We start from the raw sequence: 16207 nt of genomic DNA on the forward strand, positions 1-16207 counted from the left end.
GGGTGGGTTTACTCTTTCTGCTGGCTGGCGCTGGATTAAGTCGCTGATTAACGCTAGAATGTTGGTTTGTGTATGCGCATGTCACGCTTTCATGCGGATGCACGGGTGACCGCGCCACGGTCACCATCTTGCCGGCGTACGCTCCTGTGCGTCGGTTCCCAGCTAAGAAAAGGACCCTACATTGGCTCCCAAGAAGAAGGTCACTGGCCTCATCAAGCTGCAGATCCAGGCAGGCGCCGCTAACCCGGCTCCCCCCGTCGGCCCCGCACTGGGCTCGCACGGTGTGAACATCATGGAGTTCTGCAAGGCATACAACGCTGCAACTGAGTCGCAGCGCGGTAACATCATCCCCGTTGAGATTACCGTCTACGAGGATCGCTCCTTCACCTTCATCACCAAGACCCCTCCGGCTTCCCAGCTGATCAAGAAGGCTGCTGGCGTTGCTAAGGGCTCCGCTGTTCCTCACACCACCAAGGTTGGCTCGCTGACCGAGGCTCAGGTGCGCGAAATCGCTGAGACCAAGATGCCCGACCTGAACGCAAACGACCTGGATGCAGCATCCAAGATCATCGCAGGTACCGCTCGTTCCATGGGTATCACCGTCGAGTAATTTCGGTTCGCCGAATAGCCGAGTAATCGGCACCGTAGATTTTTCTACACAGAACTTGTAAATGCCCGTCGTATGGACGGGATGTGGCAGAGCCGAGCGCGGCTCACGAGACCACAACTGCATAAGGAGAAAAGCAGATGGCAAAGCGCAGCAAGGCGTACAAGGCAGCTGTAGCCAAGATTGAAGAGGGTAAGCTCTACACCCCCGCTGAGGCAGTTGCCCTGGCGAAGGAAACCTCTTCCACCAAGACCGACGCAACCGTTGAGGTTGCAATGCGTCTGTCCGTTGACCCCCGTAAGGCAGACCAGATGGTTCGCGGTACCGTGAACCTGCCCCACGGCACCGGTAAGACCGCTCGCGTGGTCGTTATCGCAGCAGGCCCCAAGGCTGCTGAGGCTGAGGCAGCTGGCGCTGACTACGTTGGTTCCGACGAGCTGATTGCAAAGATCGCTGGCGGCTGGACTGACTTCGACGCAGCGGTTGCAACCCCCGACATGATGGGCAAGGTTGGTCGCCTGGGTAAGATCCTGGGTCCCCGTAACCTGATGCCGAACCCCAAGACCGGTACCGTGACCATGGATGTTGCAAAGGCTGTTGCAGACATCAAGGGCGGTAAGATCGACTTCCGTGTTGACCGTAACTCCAACCTGCACTTCATCATCGGTAAGGCTTCCTTCACCGCTGAGCAGCTCGAGGAGAACTTCCAGGCAGCTCTGGAAGAGGTTAACCGTCTGAAGCCCTCTTCGGCTAAGGGTCGTTACATCTCCAAGGCAACCGTTGCTACCACCTTCGGCCCCGGTATCCCCGTTGATCCGGCTTCCGTTGCTGCCTAAGGTATGCACCTGTAGCTTCTAGCATTAGCTAGTAGTCGCCCCCGACGTTTAGGCGTCGGGGGCGATTTTTTGTGCATGATTTTGTCTGTGTGAAGATTCAAAACACAGCGTGAAGATTCAAGACATTGCGTGACCGGAATCGGTTAAAGTACGTCACGGACTTCCAGCTTGTATAGGCTTAAAACATAGAATGATTTTCTGGTCCCTGGTTCCTATGGTCGTTGCCCATGCCCCGGCACCGTCGAAACATATATTGGGGCTGCGTGCCCACAGTCTGCCCTACAACCATGAGAGGTAAAACCTAATGCCTTCTTCCCTTCAGAGCGAGCAGAGCGCCCGCCGCGGCCTCAGCGTGCCGGTCAATTATTTTGCGGTGGCGCTGGGTACCGGCGCGTTGGGTGCTGCCTGGCGTACCGGAGCCTCGAAAGGTATGGCTCCTGGATGGGTGGGGGAGAGCATCCTGGCTTTTAACGCTGTGGTGTGGCTGCTCCTGATGGGTTTTCTGGTTCACTCGGTGGTGAAGTATCGTGCGTGGGTGTGCAGTTTTTGGGAGCATCCGGCACGTACTTGCTTCTTTTCGCTGATTCCGGCAACGACGGCGCAGGTGGGTGCGGCTCTCTACCCCTATGCGGAGACTCCGGCTCTCGCTTTGGTGGTACTGGGAGGCGTGGGCCAGCTGTACTTTGCCTCTCACCGCATTGCCGGTACGTGGCGTGGTGGGTATGCGCCTGAAGCTGCCTCGCCGGTGCTGTATCTGCCGACTGTGGCGACAAATTTTGCGACCGCTACGGCGATGGGTTTTGTGGGGTGGCACGATATGGCGATGCTCTTCTTCGGTGCGGGTCTGATTTCGTGGTTTAGCGTTGAGGCCGCGATTCTGAGCCGCCTGCGCACCCTGACTCCGCTACCTCAGGGGGAGCGCGGCATTATTGGTATTCAGATGGCGCCGCCTTTTGTGGGCGGTAACGCGTACCTGGCGGCTAATGGCGGCACGGTGGACTGGTTCTTTTTGGTGCTGACCGGTTATGGCATTCTGCAGCTGTTCTTCTTGATGCGTTTGCTCCCGTGGACTCTTGAGGGTGGTTTCTCGATGAGCATGTGGGGCTTCTCGTTCGGTATGGCTTCCATGGTGGCGAGCGGTATTCGCTTGACGGCTGCTGGCTCGCTGGGATTGGCGGGTCCTGTGCTAACGGTGGTGGGTACGGCTTTCCTGATTTTCCTGTGGGCGGGCACGCTGCATTTGGCGTTGAAAGGGCGTTTGCTGGTACGACCGAGCTAGGGTGCTCAATGAGATTCTGGCGCGAGGCTCGCGTGCTGTTGTATGACGGCGCTTATCTTCTGTGCCGGTGCTGTGGGTGAGTTTCGGCGATAATGGGGGAATGACTTCTGCATCCTATTCTTCTGCCGCGGCGGAGCCTTTTGAGGGTCTGCGTATTCGAGGTGTCGCTAAGACCTTTGGCGCCGATACGACGGTTCTGAACGAGATTGACCTGGATGTGCACCCCGGCGAGCTGATTTCCCTCGTGGGTTCTTCGGGTACGGGTAAGTCGACTCTGCTACGCATTATTGCCGGTTTGGAGGAGCCGAGCGCCGGCAGGGTGACCTATGCCGGTCAGCCGCTGGAGCGCGGCTCGGTGGGTGTGGTGTTTCAGCGCCCGATTCTGTACCCGCACCTGAGCGTGAAGGACAATATCCTGTTCCCGACCCGTCTGGGAGCGTTCTCCGGTGGGGTCGATATGGACTACTACCGCGAGCTGCTGGATGCGTTGAAGCTTGAGGGTCTGGAGTCTCGTAAGCCCTCGCAGCTATCGGGTGGTCAAGCGCAGCGTGTGGGTATTGCGCGCGCCCTGATTCGCCGTGCTCCGGTGGTGCTTTTTGATGAGCCGCTGGCGAGCGTGGACGAGGAGATGAGCGCGAGTATCCGTGCGGATATTGTGCGTCTGCACGAGCGCTACGGTTTTACGGGCCTGTACGTGACCCACGATCAGAATGAGGCGCTCATGCTGGGTCAGCGGGTTGCGGTGATGGATGCCGGTTACCTGGTGCAGGTGGATACTCCGGAGCATCTGTTGGCGCATCCGCATACTCTGCAGGTGGCGAAGCTTTTGGCGGCGCCCGCGCTGAATCTATTGGTGCTGGAGGACTCTGCGTCTCTACCTGCCGGGTGCGAGCTGGCGATTCGTGCGACCGCCTTGCATCCGGTGGCGGCTGATGCTGCTCACGCACTGCCGGTGCAGGTGCTCGGCTACCGTCACCTGGTCGGTGGCATGCTGTACCGCGGGCGTCTGTTGGAGGCGGTGTTCCTCCCTCTGGAATCTCAACGGGCTCAAGCAGGAACTGAGCTGAGCGCCCGAATGTGTGCCCGTGTGCGTGCCTGTCAGGAACTTGAGTTCTTTATCCCGGATGCGCATGGCACCTCCCTGACTGGCGCCTCCCTAAACGTGGGGGAGCAGGTGCACCTGGGTGTGGCTGCTGAGCGCTGCTTCTTGTTCTCTGAGGGAAAGCGTTTTTACCTCTAAAACACGGTTTACCGGGCCTTTCAGAGGGGATAAAGCACGGGTTAATCGACTTAAAGAGGAGCTTTAAGTGATTAACCCCGCTTAATCACGTTTTTAACTTGCGACTCGGGCTTTAACCTGAGATGATGAATAAACCAAAGACCGCCGGTCTAGAACTATGTCCTTTATCGCCACCTCGATGGAGACGAAGAACAGAGTTCTGATAAGAGCAGATTTCACTAGAAATCGCCGCCCGCGTAGGTAACTCGAAGTGAATAGCCGTTGCCCTCATGTAGGGCGCCGTCTATCGTGCCTCGTACGCCTACGCGTCGGGGCATTTTTTATTGCTTGCAATAGTGCTTCGAGGCTCTACCGGCGACCTTACAAGAATCGGAAGAAGGAACTACCATGGCGACTCAGGAAAAGATCGCTGCAGTATCCGAGCTGAAGGAACTCTTCGAAGCTTCGAACGCAGTCATCCTGACCGAATACCGCGGTCTCACTGTTGCACAGCTCAAGGAGCTGCGCCGCGCACTCGGTGCAGAGACCGAATACGCCGTGGTGAAGAACACGCTGGCTGCTATCGCAGCTAAGGAAGCTGGCATCGACGCATTCGAAGGCCACCTCCAGGGTCCCTCCGCACTGGCATTCATCAAGGGTGACCTGATTGATGCTGCTAAGGGCCTGCGTGACTTTGCCAAGGCTAACCCCCAGCTGATCGTGAAGAACGGTTACTACGAAGGTGCCGCTCTGACCGAGGACGACGTCAAGCGTTACGCTGACCTGGAATCCCGCGAGGTTCTGCTGTCCAAGGTTGCAGGTGGCGCAAAGGCAGCCATCGCACGTATCGCACAGGTTGCAGACGCACTGCGCGTCAAGCTGGAGGAGCAGGAAGGCGCAGCTCCCGCTGCAGCCGAAGAGGCTTCGGAAGAGGCATAAGCCCCTTTCGTGCTACTGCACCAGCGCTGAGATACTCAGCAGCGTGAACGCGAATAGCGTGTAACGCACCCTAAATTTGACCGACCCTTTCCGGGTAGGTACTGAAGTTTTACACCGCGGGCGTCAGTCCGCACCAGATAGTGAAGGAGCCAAACAATGGCTAAGCTGTCCATCGAAGAACTCATTGCAGCATTCAAGGAACTGTCCCTCGTTGAGGTTTCCGAGTTCGTCAAGGCATTCGAGGAAGAGTTCGACGTCACCGCAGCTGCTCCCGTTGCAGTTGTAGCAGGCGGCGCAGCAGGCGAGGCTGCTGAAGAGAAGTCCGAGTTCGACGTTATCCTGGAGTCCGCTGGCGACAAGAAGATCGCAGTGATCAAGGAAGTTCGTGCCCTGACCTCCCTCGGCCTGAAGGAAGCAAAGGACCTGGTTGACAGCGCTCCCAAGGCTCTGCTCGAGGGCGTTTCCAAGGAAGACGCTGAGAAGGCTAAGGAGCAGCTCGAGGCTGCTGGCGCAACCATCACCCTCAAGTAATCGACTTCTTCTCGATTCTTACGCGGGCGGTGCATCCATCGGATGCGCCGCCTCGCGGCATTTAACGGCCCCGCACCTACTCCGGTATGAAGACTGGGGGAGGTTCGGGGCTTCGTCGTGCCCGCTCTTTTCTCCTGTAGCAAACGGGGCATGCGCCACATAATCGGCAGGTGGCGGTATAAGCCGCTGTGGCCGCCCTGTGCCTCGGATGAGAGAGGCTGAGAGCACTGTGGTTCCTCTCTCCTGGAGCCCGGCAATGGGGGAGAGGTGCCGTATGATGGGATGAGACAACCCAGACATTCCTTTGCACGAAAGCGGATAGACATGAGCGAGCAGAAGAAAAAGAAGAAGAGCGCAACCGAGCGACCCGCCCGCGACTTGGCGGCTGAAGCACAGCAGGTTCTGGACGCTTTCGGTGCCGGTGTTCGTGAAGACCGCGACTACCCGGCTCTGCACCTGGCACCTCCCGTGGGCCGTCTGAACGACCCGAACGGCCTGGTCTTCGACGGTAAGCGCTACCACGCCTTCTACCAGTACTCGCCCCTGCACCCGGAGCGTATGGTCTACTGGCGCCACGCCGTCAGTGAGGACCTGACTCACTGGACCGATGAGGGTACCGCGCTGGTTCCCGATAGCCGCTACGATTCGCACGGCTGCTACTCCGGCTCCGGCATTAAGGTTCCCGGCGGTTTTGAGTTCTTCTACACCGGTAACGTGAAGGACGAAGAAGGCAACCGCGAAACCTACCAGATTCTTGCTACCGCGGGTGAGGACGCGAAGCCGACCCGTCAGCTGCCTCCGCTGATTTCCGGCCCCGCAAAGGGCTACACTGCGCACTACCGCGACCCGCACGTCTTTGAACGTAACGGCGAATGGTGGATGGTCATTGGCGCTCAGCGTGAGGACCTGACCGGCGCCGTGGTCGTGTACACCTCCAAGGACCGCCGCGAGTGGACCTTCCGCGGCGAGCTGGGCATCAAGGATAAGACCCTCAAAGGCACCTACATGTACGAGTGCCCCTCGTTGCTGAGCATGCGCGATGAGCTGACCGGCGAAATTCGCGACGTGCTGATTTTCAGCCCGCAGGGCATGCAGCCCCTCGGCGAGAAGTACAACAACATTTTCCAGAGCGGCTACATTGTCGGTTCGCTGGATAACGAGACCCTCAAGTTCACCGTGGAGACCCCCTTCACCGAGCTGGATGCAGGTTTCGAGTTCTACGCCCCGCAGACCATCTCCGGTACCGGCCTGACCGCTGACCCGAAGGCACCGCACACCGTGAGCGGCGATGCCCCGGTGATGATCGCGTGGCTGGGCAACGCAGACCAGGACGACCTGCCCTCGTGGAGCCACCGCTGGGTGCACATGTTCACCTACCCGCGTGAGCTGCACCTGCGTAACGGCAAGCTGTTCCAGCGCCCGGTGCCGCAGCTCAATGACGCGATGGAGATGAAGCCGCTGTACCGCGAGGAGGAGAAGGGCAAGCTCGTGGAGCTGAAGAACGCCCTGACCTTCCGCCTGCGCGGTCGTGTGAACGTCTCTGATGAGCGCGTGAAGCTGAAGATTAAGGACACCCACGGCGTGGCACTGAGCATCGTCCTGGATAAGGACTTTGTACAGATGGACCGTGGCGGTACCCGCTACACCGAGGGCGGTAGCCTGCGCCGCCGCACCCTAAAGCGTTCGAAGATTCGCGAGTTTGACCTGCTCGTGGATGGCTCGGCAACCGAACTGTACGTGGGTGGCAAGCTGGTCGCATCCATGGGTGCTGAGGTCATGACCGCTCGCACCTTCTTCAAGGGCGATAAGCGCCGCGTCCGCCTGACCGGTGGCGAGGTGCTGTCCCTGGAGTACGGCCGCCTCTAGAAACGACAAAATAAGGTTGGAGGAGCACTGGAAAGTCCAGTGATCCTCCAACCTTTATTATTTATTGGTACAAATCAGTAACTGACATATGGCCAGCGCCGTTGCTGTTGTAATAGAGAGAACACTTGAAATTATAAGGAGGGAGTCCTACGATGTCGGCCCTTCCAATAGCGTAGCGTTGTGTGAACGTAATCTTGTACACCCCAAATCGAGAAATATATCCATAGCGGTTCATGCATGCATGGTACCCACCACCAGAAACCCAATCAAGACCAGTACGCAGATCATATCCCATGTAATATTGGGTAGAGGTAAGCTCACCCCAGCTAGGAGGAGACCACTTGTATGCTTGAGCAGGAGTCTGGATAAACCCAGCAAGGAGCGCCAGAGTGGTGGCTACTCCAAAAAATCGACGACGCATCGTTGCACCTTTCTGCAAATTGTTGTTACTCAATATAGCACAAGATGCTGCAGTCGGGGGGATGCGCTGGAGTTTTTGTTTTGTATTGTCTTTAGGGGCGTTTCCTGCGTGGCATTTGTGTTGGGGAAATATATCTGAGGGCCCACTTTCCATGTGGAGGGTGGGTCCTCGCTTTTAAGAACTTTCCCGTGATACCATGTTTTACATCCGATATGTCAAACGTATGACATATGCATGACATGCACACACAGACATATCTCACCTCATTCACAAAGCATCATACGGTGGTGCTCCAAACAAAGGAGAGCGAGCGTGGACCACAAGTCAGTGGCACAGCGCGTGCTGAAGGACGTCGGTGGCGTCGGCAACATCCTTGCTGCCGCGCACTGCGCAACCCGCCTTCGCCTCGTCCTGAAGAACCAGGACAAGGTCGACCAGGCAGCAATCGACAACGACGAAGACCTCAAGGGCAGCTTCCTCAACGCTGGCCAGTTCCAGATCATCGTCGGCCCCGGCGACGTCAACGAGGTACACAAGCACCTCATCGCCGCTGGCGCACCCGAGGCATCCAAGGATGACCTCAAGAGCATCGCCGCGAAGCAGGGTAACCTTGTCTCCCGCTTCATCAAAACCATTGCCGACATCTTCGTCCCGCTGATTCCGGTGCTGGTCGGCGGCGGTATGCTGATGGCGCTCAATAGCCTCCTGACCTCTAAGGGTATTTTCGGTCCTCAGGCTGTTATTGAACTTTTCCCCGAATGGGCTGACTTTGCAGACATTGTCAACCTGCTCTCCGCTGCTCCCTTTGCATTCCTGCCCGTGCTGGTCGGCTTCTCCGCCACCAAGGTCTTTGGCGGTAACCCCTACCTCGGTCTGACCATGGGTGCCGCAATGGTCTCCCCGGCACTGATGAACGGCTACAAGGTCGCAGCATCTCTGGCGGGTGCTGAAGGCGCCGACCCGATGAAGTACTGGAACCTCTTCGGTCTGCAGGTTCAGCAGGCGGGCTACCAGGGTACCGTGCTACCCATCATGCTGGTCGCCTTCATCCTGGCGAACATTGAGAAGTTCTTCCACAAGATCCTCAAGGGCACCATCGACTTCATCTTCACCCCCACCCTGACCATCCTCATCACCGGCTTCCTGACCTTTATCCTGGTTGGCCCGCCCATGTTCGCAGCCGGTACCTGGCTGGGTGAAAGCATCAACTGGCTCTACACCGTTGCCGGCCCGTTGGGTGGTCTGATCTTCGGTACCTTCTACGCATTCATCGTGATGACCGGTATGCACCAGGCATTCCCGCCCATCGAGATGAGCCTGTGGGCAACCGGCGGTTCCTTCATCTTCGTCGTTGCTTCCATGTCTAACGTGGCTCAGGGTGCTGCTGCGGCCGGTGTTGCGCTGACCACCAAGAACAAGAAGATTAAGGGTATTGCTTCGGCAGCCGCACCTTCCGCATTCCTGGGCATTACCGAGCCCGCAATGTTCGGTGTAAACCTGGCTCTGCGCTGGCCCTTCTACATTGCAATCGTTTCCGCGGGTATTGGTTCGATGGTTACCTCTATCCTTGGAATTAAGGCGGGTAAGCTGGGCGCTGCTGGTTACCTTGGCTTCCCCTCGATTGAAGCAACCGTCGGTGCCGGTATCCCGGGCTTCTTGGGCTGCCTCGTCCTGACCACCGTCATCGCCTTCGTTGCCTCCTTCATCTGGGGTAAGAAGGTCGAAGCTGGCAACACTGAGGAAGCTGCGGCGCCCGCTGCTGCGGCTCCCGTGGCAGCTGCCGCAACCCCCGCTGCTGCCGTAGCAACTGAGGCTGGCGAGAGCGTCGAAATCGGCTCCCACATGGTCGGCTCCGTGGTTCTGCTGGCTGACGTTAAGGACCCCACCTTCTCCTCCGGCGCGCTGGGCGCAGGCACCGCAGTGGAGCCCACCGAAGGTAAGCTCTACGCACCGGCTGACGGTAAGATTACCGTTGCATTCCCCACCGGCCACGCCTACGGTCTGCGCACCGAAGATGGCCTGGATCTGCTGATGCACATAGGCATGGACACCGTTGAGCTCGACGGCAAGCACTTCGAGCCCAAGGTTGCTAAGGGCGACACCGTCAAGCGCGGCGACGTCATCGCTGAGTTTGATATCCCCGCCATCAAGGCGGCTGGTTGCCCGCTGGCAACCCCCATGGTGATCACCAACGCCAAGAAGGCAGCTACTTCGGTTGAAGATGTCCAGGCTTCGGGCGCTTCTGTGACTAATGCAGATTCGCTCCTGAAGGTTGCACTGAAGGCAAAGGCTAACGCATAGTCTGCACTCTTAGTGAGTAGATAACCTCAACGTGATGTACACCCCGTACCGCTCTTCCTAGAGCTGGTGCGGGGTGTTCAATTTTTCCTGCAATGCTGTGAAAAAAGTGTGTGAATACATATGCATTAAAATTATGCATATTGGTGCAATATTAGCTAGCGCACAATGGTGCATGGTCATGAAAAATGTCTTGATAAGGCACAATCTATTAGCCAGGAGTGAATAATCCAGCTAATATTTATGTATAGTTTCAAGCTTTTGTAAAGGGTGAATATGACCTCAGCTTCCTATACCGTCCGCACCGCCGAGCCTCATGAATATGCCGAAGCGCTCGAAGTACTGATTGCCGCATTCGACGGGGATCCCGCCATGATGGCAGTCATCGCAGGCGGTAGCCGCCGACAGGAACTCGCCAGGCTCCGCGCCATCATGACCCTTCAGGTCTACGGCAACTTTTCCGACCGTGGCCGCATCGATATCGGCATCGAAGAATCCACCGGCAAGATCGTAGGCGTCTGCCTCTGGAGCACCCCCGAATCCCACGAAGGTTCCTTCCTGAACGAGCTCAAGCAGATCAGCGCGTACTACAAGGCACTTGGCGTCAAGAGCCTGCTGCGGGCAGTCATGATGGAGCTGCACCTGCTCAAGTACCGCCCCGCGTACAAGCACTGGTACCTCTTCAACATTGGTGTTCTCGAAGAGTATCGTGGCCGGGGCATTGGCTCCCAGCTACTCGACTACGGTACCGAACGCATCGGCGACTACCCCGCCTACCTCGAAGCATCGACCTACGACAGTGCCCGCCTCTACGAGCGCCGCGGATTCTTCTCCCTCGGCCCGCTCCACGGAATCTTCTCCAAGGCACACGCCGTCGGCATGGTCTACCCCGGCACCGGTCCCACCGAGATTGTGCAGCGCACCTCCTAAACTTCCGGACGCGCGCAGAACCGATAAATGTATATGAAAAATCCGCCCCACCGTGAGCACTCGCACGGTGGGGCGGATTTTTATTGTCAGAAGAGGAGCCTCTTATTGGAGCTCGTCCGGGGCAGAGGTATCAGGCTGAATCTGATCCAGATTCGGGATAGAACGCACCGTCGCCCCCAAATGCAGCTCAACGGGGAGTACGTCCTCGGGTTGGGTAATTGGGGGAGCGGTCTTCTCTGAAGATTCCTCCTGCTGTAGCTCAATGAGCTCCAGTAGACGCTGCGCGGTACGCTTCGCAATACCCTCAATCGGCTGAACCACGGTCGCCAACTCCGGCATGAGCAGCTGAACGCTCTGCGTGCCGTCGTAGCCAATCACCTGGAAATCCTCAGGAACGCGAATACCGCGTGCGCGCGCCCAGCCCAGCGCCAACGCGGCGTAATTATCGTTGGAGGCGAAGACCGCATCCACCGGCTCCGGGCTATCGGCGCGTTCGTCGAGGTAGCGGTAGAGCACCTCACGCTTAATGCCCAGGGAGGGGCGGAAACCCAGCTCCAGGAACTCCGGCATGAGTCCGGCTTCGAGCATTGCCTCACGGTATCCGCGCTGACGCTCATTGTGCTCACCCAGGGTCGACGTCACGTGCACAATATTCTGCGCACCCGTGGCGATCAGGTGCTCCGTGGCGGCGCGAGCGCCTCCGTAGTTATCGGAACGGATATTCGGGTAAAAGCCGCTTTCGAGGCGGTCCACGGTCACCAGGGGAGCCTGGGCATGCGGAATATTCACCAATGCGTCGGAGTGAGCGCCGCTGATAATGCCGTCCACCTGATTGGAGAAAAGCATCTCGAGGTAGCGCTTTTCCTGCTCGGGGTGATCGTCGCTATTGCAGAGAATGACCCGGTATCCGGCCTCGGCGAGGTAGCTTTCGAGTCGGTACACCATCTCCCCGTAGAAGGGGTTAGCGACCGTGGGGAAGATGAGGCCCACCATCTGCGAGCGCTGACCTTGCAGGCTACGGGCGATGGCGTTGGGCCGGTAGCCGAGTTCCCGCATTGCCTCGTGGACCTTGGTGCGGGTGCTTTCGCTCAGGTAGCCGCGGTTGTTGAGCACGCGGGAGACCGTGGTGGGGGAGACTCCCGCCAGGGCCGCAACGTCGCTGAGTTTGGGCTTAGCCACGGAGGCTCCCTTCGGTATGCTAAACGATTGACATATCTCTCTACTATACCCCGACCGCATACCGCATAAACATTCCAACGCCGGAAAATAGCGCCTTACTACAGCACCGGAATAATCGGAACCCGAGCCCCCACCTCATGGGCAGAACCCCGAACCGAAGAATCATCCAACACCGCGCAGTGAGTAGCCGCCGCCAACGACGACAGCATATGCGACGCCGACTTCGGCAGAGGATACGCCACACCATCACGCACCGACACGGGAAGCAGACGAGCCCCCGCCGGCTTACGCAACGTATCAACAGGCTCACCCAGAACCGCAGAATCCAGCTCCGGTAGAGGCATGTCCCTCATACCAGCCAGAAGCGGCGGCAAATACGAATACAGGGCAGTGTAAGCCGCCAAAGGATTACCCGGCAGACCCAGCACAAAACGCTCACGACCCGAATTCGGGCCTGTCTCCGGAACCGGCAGGCGCGCAGCCAATGCAGGGTGCCCCGGACGCACATCCACCGACTCAAACAGATACGTCGCACCCATATCGTTGAGCACCTTACGCACCAAATCAACACCCGAAGTGCTCGACCCGCCCGTAAACACCAGCACACGAGCCGTCGACGTGGACAAGAACGTGCGGAACTCAGACTCAACATCCGCCAGGCGAATCGAAGGGCGCGCCTCACAGCCAGCAGAAATAATCGCATGCTCCATAAAGCCGCCAAACGCATCACGCACCTGACCCGGCGCAGGCACACCAAACGTAATGACCTCATTACCCGTAAACGCGCAACGCACCGGAATCGGAGCATACACCGGCAACTCATCAAAACCATTCGTGCCCAAGAACGCCGCCATACGCGCAGAAATACGGTCGCCGTGGCGCGCCAACAGCTCGCCACGCTCCAACTCAGCACCGGCATGGCGAATATCAGCACCCGGTGCCGGAGGCTCAAAACCCTCCGCCATATCCAGGTAATGAATGCTCGACTGAGTCTCCAAATGAGCGCTCACGCCCGGACGCAAAGAAGCCTCCGCACCCTCATATAGGCGGGAATGCTCCTCACGCACAATCGCCTCAGCACCCTCCGGAATCAAACCACCCGTCAGAATCGGGGTCGCCTCGCCCGGTGCAATCGGCACGGTCAGGCGGTGAATATTCGCGCGAGAATCCTCCGGGTACGCCGGGGTCACCAGACGCCACGGAGGCGCACCCGCCACCGCGTAACCGTCCATCGCCGAAGAGCTGTAGTGGGGCACCGGCATCATCGAATAAACGTCGTCCGCCAAATAGTGGCCAATCGTCGCCAACAGCGGCAAAGACTCCGTCTTCACATGGTGAGCAATCTCCAGACCCTGCTCATGCAGAATCTGGCGGGCCTGCTGCCACGAAACAGAAGGAATATGGTGAGACATCGTACCTCATAAAAGTGTGTGCGGGACGCGCAACAGCGCGCGAGCTCAAAAACATCGCCCGGTCGGGCGTTAAGAACTGAGACCTACCACTAGGGTACTCGTAGCTTGGCAACTAGCGCTCCTGCGCGCCTCAGATGCTAATAACTCGTGCTAATAACTCGACCAGAGCGAGGTCGTATAGCCGAGAGCCTGCGCCTGCTCCCACGTATCAACATCGGCGGTGTCAGCGGCAGACATCTGAACCGCCACCGGGCTCAAACGGCGCAAAAAAGAACGAACAGAAGCGTCAGTCGTACCGGTCGAAAAGACCGAACGAATCGCCTCAAAGCGGTAAATACCCACCAGCGGCTGATAGATGCCCTCAGAGACACCCCAGAAGCCCTCAGAAGCTTCAGAGTCACTGGGCGCTTCAGAACCGGTGGTGGAGAAGGTAGTCGCGGTCTGCTCGGCACCCCGCGCAGCGGTAAGCAACTGCTGAACCGCCGGAGCAATACGCGGAGTATCCACACCCAAAATCAGGCACCAGCCCGGCAACGGGGTCTGCGAGCGCTCGCAATCCGCCGCAATACACTCCAACCCGGCATGAATCGCCGCGGCAGGACCCGAAAACGGCGGATCCTCACGAGTACGCAACACCCCGGTAGGCAACGGCAGGCTCTCAGGACCCACCACCACACGCGGGGACGCGGCGGCCACCGCCTCCAGGGCGCAATCCAGTAGGGTGCTCGTGCCATCAGACAGGGACGCCTTCGGCACATGGTTCAGACGGCGAGAAGCGCCTCCGGCAACAACGACCGCGGCGCACGAAAAATCACCCTCAGCGGCAAGCTCAGAACCGGGCATCTTATCCGCCCGCATTATCCACCCGCAAAGGGAGGCAGAACGTCCACACGATCGGTATCCTGCAGGGGTGCCTGCGCATCAGAACGGGCGCCATTGACCAGGAACGAGCACTGCTCCATGACCTGCGCAAGAGTCAGGCCCGACGGGGTCGTGCCCTCCGAGTTCTGGCCCAGATACTCAATCAGCGCGCCAAGAGTTGCAGACGGCAGCTCAGCCAGGGGCACCGACAGCTGCGCGGTACCCGCCGCGGCACGTGCGGCAGCGAAAAAATGAACCTGCATAATGCTCCTCAATCCTTGATCAAACTCTGAGTAGGGTAGCCGAAAGCCAGGGGGTGCAAGGTGCCAGTAAAAGACCTTGTCCCACGCATATCTGACTGTATATTCGGCTAATAAATAGGGTAGCGTCTTAGCCACCAATAGCGCTCATCGAGCGGCTCGCCTTCGCGAACTCCTCAATATCGAAGTCAGCGTCTTCCTTACCGTGCGCACGCGGCTTAAACCACATGCCCTCACGCCAGCGCAGAGCCAGCTCCTTATCGTCAGCGCCGGAACGTAGAAGCTGCATCAGGTCAGTCTCAGTGTCAGAGAACAAGCACGAGCGAATCTTGCCGTCCGCCGTCAGACGGGTGCGGGTGCACGCATTGCAGAACGATTCCGTCACCGAGGCGATAATGCCCACGCGGCCCAGCGACTCGGTACCGTCAGTCGGGAAGCCCGCCTCATCCAGGGCAGTACCGAGCGGGTACACCTCCCACAGTTGAGCGGGGGAGTCACCACGCGCCTCAGCTACCGAACCCAGGACGTACTCAGCCGACAGCTTCTCGCGAATCTCAGCGGCAGTAATCGTGCCCTCGCGGGTCCAACGGTTATCGGCATCCAGCGGCATCTGCTCGATGAAACGCAGCTGATAGCCGCCCGCCAACGCCCAGCGCAGAAGCTCCGGAGCCTGATCATCATTCAGATCCGGCATCAGCACAGCATTAATCTTGATGGGCCACAGACCAGCCTCCGCAGCGCCGTCAATGCCCTTCAGCACGGCGTCGAGCTTATCGCGGCGGGTCAGCTCGGCAAAGGTCTCACGGCAAATCGTATCCAGAGAAACATTGATGCGGGTCAGACCAGCCTCCGCCAGGGCGGCGGCACGCTTCTCCAAACCAATACCGTTCGTCGTAATCGCCAACGGAATGCTCGGATGCGCCTCATGGATGCGAGAAATAATGTCCACCAAATCAGCGCGGACCAGCGGCTCACCACCGGTAAAGCGGATCTCCTCCACGCCCAGCTCAGTGATCGCAATATCGGCAAGGCGCGCAATCTCCTCGGCGGAGAGCAGATTATCCTTCGGAAGCCACTGCAAACCATCCGCCGGCATGCAATAAATGCAACGAAGATTACATTTATCGGTCAGAGAGATACGCAGATCCGTCGCCACGCGACCCCAACGGTCCAAGAGCGGACCGCTGTTCGTAATATTAGGGAGCTTACGCGCAGGCTTGACGCCGCTCTCAGATTTTTCGGGCGTAACAAAAGCAGCCCCGTTACCCTCCGCAGAAGATAAGGTGCTTAACGTTGGGCCCGCAATGAGTTCAGAAGAGGCCGAATTCGCCGTGTACGCCATGTAAAACCTATGTGGAAAATTTGCATATTTCAGGTGACAATATGATTATTCCATGTTCCGGCGCCCCTTACATAGTGTGTGAAGGGTAAGTTACAACTGCGCCACCGCAGACTACCGTGACAACGCAACAACACGTGTACAAGCTAGGGACGTACACGGAACGTCACATAGAGCCCGCACATGGACGCACCTCACCTCCAATAGCAGTACGAACCAACCAAGGAAAT

General features: G+C 58.3%; 14 protein-coding genes. 9 read left to right on the forward strand and 5 right to left on the reverse strand.

The genetic code is table 11. The features are described 5' to 3' along the window. The first annotated feature begins 181 nt into the window (after nt 1-181). From rplK to QZ822_RS05440, 9 genes are all read left to right on the forward strand, one after another. Nucleotides 182-610 carry a 50S ribosomal protein L11 gene (rplK, locus tag QZ822_RS05400; RefSeq protein ID WP_005504870.1) on the forward strand — a complete coding sequence of 143 codons (429 nt, stop codon included), beginning with the start codon at nt 182-184 and terminating at the stop codon, nt 608-610. 137 nt (nt 611-747) lie between these two features. Next, entirely contained in the window at nt 748-1443 is a 696-nt protein-coding gene (rplA, locus tag QZ822_RS05405) for a 50S ribosomal protein L1 (protein ID WP_049327540.1), read from the forward strand. 304 nt (nt 1444-1747) lie between these two features. Then, the gene (locus QZ822_RS05410) at nt 1748-2722 is read left to right on the forward strand and encodes a TDT family transporter (protein ID WP_294643172.1); all 975 of its coding nucleotides are present in this window, start codon (nt 1748-1750) and stop codon (nt 2720-2722) included. A gap of 100 nt (nt 2723-2822) precedes the next feature. Beyond that, the gene (locus QZ822_RS05415) at nt 2823-3962 is read left to right on the forward strand and encodes an ABC transporter ATP-binding protein (RefSeq protein ID WP_294643174.1); all 1140 of its coding nucleotides are present in this window, start codon (nt 2823-2825) and stop codon (nt 3960-3962) included. Nucleotides 3963-4349: 387 nt separating this feature from the next. Continuing rightward, a complete protein-coding gene (gene rplJ / locus QZ822_RS05420; RefSeq protein WP_049338065.1) occupies nt 4350-4880 on the forward strand; it encodes a 50S ribosomal protein L10 in 531 nt (176 codons plus the stop codon). A 156-nt stretch (nt 4881-5036) separates the two neighbouring features. Further along, nucleotides 5037-5411 carry a 50S ribosomal protein L7/L12 gene (rplL, locus tag QZ822_RS05425; RefSeq protein ID WP_005504884.1) on the forward strand — a complete coding sequence of 125 codons (375 nt, stop codon included), beginning with the start codon at nt 5037-5039 and terminating at the stop codon, nt 5409-5411. Between the two features lie 324 nt (nt 5412-5735). Continuing rightward, nucleotides 5736-7277 carry a glycoside hydrolase family 32 protein gene (locus tag QZ822_RS05430; protein ID WP_049338066.1) on the forward strand — a complete coding sequence of 514 codons (1542 nt, stop codon included), beginning with the start codon at nt 5736-5738 and terminating at the stop codon, nt 7275-7277. A 733-nt stretch (nt 7278-8010) separates the two neighbouring features. Beyond that, entirely contained in the window at nt 8011-9999 is a 1989-nt protein-coding gene (locus tag QZ822_RS05435) for a PTS beta-glucoside transporter subunit IIBCA (protein ID WP_294643177.1), read from the forward strand. Between the two features lie 273 nt (nt 10000-10272). Next, nucleotides 10273-10926, forward strand: a complete 654-nt coding sequence (locus QZ822_RS05440; RefSeq protein ID WP_294643179.1) for an N-acetyltransferase — start codon at nt 10273-10275, stop codon at nt 10924-10926. A gap of 102 nt (nt 10927-11028) precedes the next feature. On the opposite strand, the gene QZ822_RS05445 is transcribed toward QZ822_RS05440, so the two are convergent. The 5 genes from QZ822_RS05445 to moaA form a co-directional block, all read right to left on the reverse strand. Then, nucleotides 11029-12105 (reverse strand): LacI family DNA-binding transcriptional regulator, encoded by a 1077-nt coding sequence (locus tag QZ822_RS05445; protein ID WP_294643181.1) that lies wholly within the window; start codon nt 12103-12105, stop codon nt 11029-11031. 98 nt (nt 12106-12203) lie between these two features. Beyond that, nucleotides 12204-13517 (reverse strand): molybdopterin molybdotransferase MoeA, encoded by a 1314-nt coding sequence (locus tag QZ822_RS05450; protein ID WP_070831798.1) that lies wholly within the window; start codon nt 13515-13517, stop codon nt 12204-12206. 150 nt (nt 13518-13667) lie between these two features. Beyond that, nucleotides 13668-14375, reverse strand: a complete 708-nt coding sequence (locus QZ822_RS05455) for a molybdenum cofactor guanylyltransferase (RefSeq protein ID WP_294643185.1) — start codon at nt 14373-14375, stop codon at nt 13668-13670. Further along, nucleotides 14375-14641 carry a MoaD/ThiS family protein gene (locus tag QZ822_RS05460; RefSeq protein WP_294643186.1) on the reverse strand — a complete coding sequence of 89 codons (267 nt, stop codon included), beginning with the start codon at nt 14639-14641 and terminating at the stop codon, nt 14375-14377. The genes QZ822_RS05455 and QZ822_RS05460 overlap by 1 nt, the downstream gene beginning before the upstream one ends. Nucleotides 14642-14768: 127 nt before the next feature. Further along, nucleotides 14769-15980, reverse strand: a complete 1212-nt coding sequence (gene moaA / locus QZ822_RS05465; RefSeq protein WP_294643188.1) for a GTP 3',8-cyclase MoaA — start codon at nt 15978-15980, stop codon at nt 14769-14771. Between the last annotated feature and the right edge of the window lie 227 nt (nt 15981-16207).

The sequence above is a fragment of the uncultured Rothia sp. genome (genome assembly GCF_916715725.1).
Lineage (GTDB): Bacteria > Actinomycetota > Actinomycetes > Actinomycetales > Micrococcaceae > Rothia.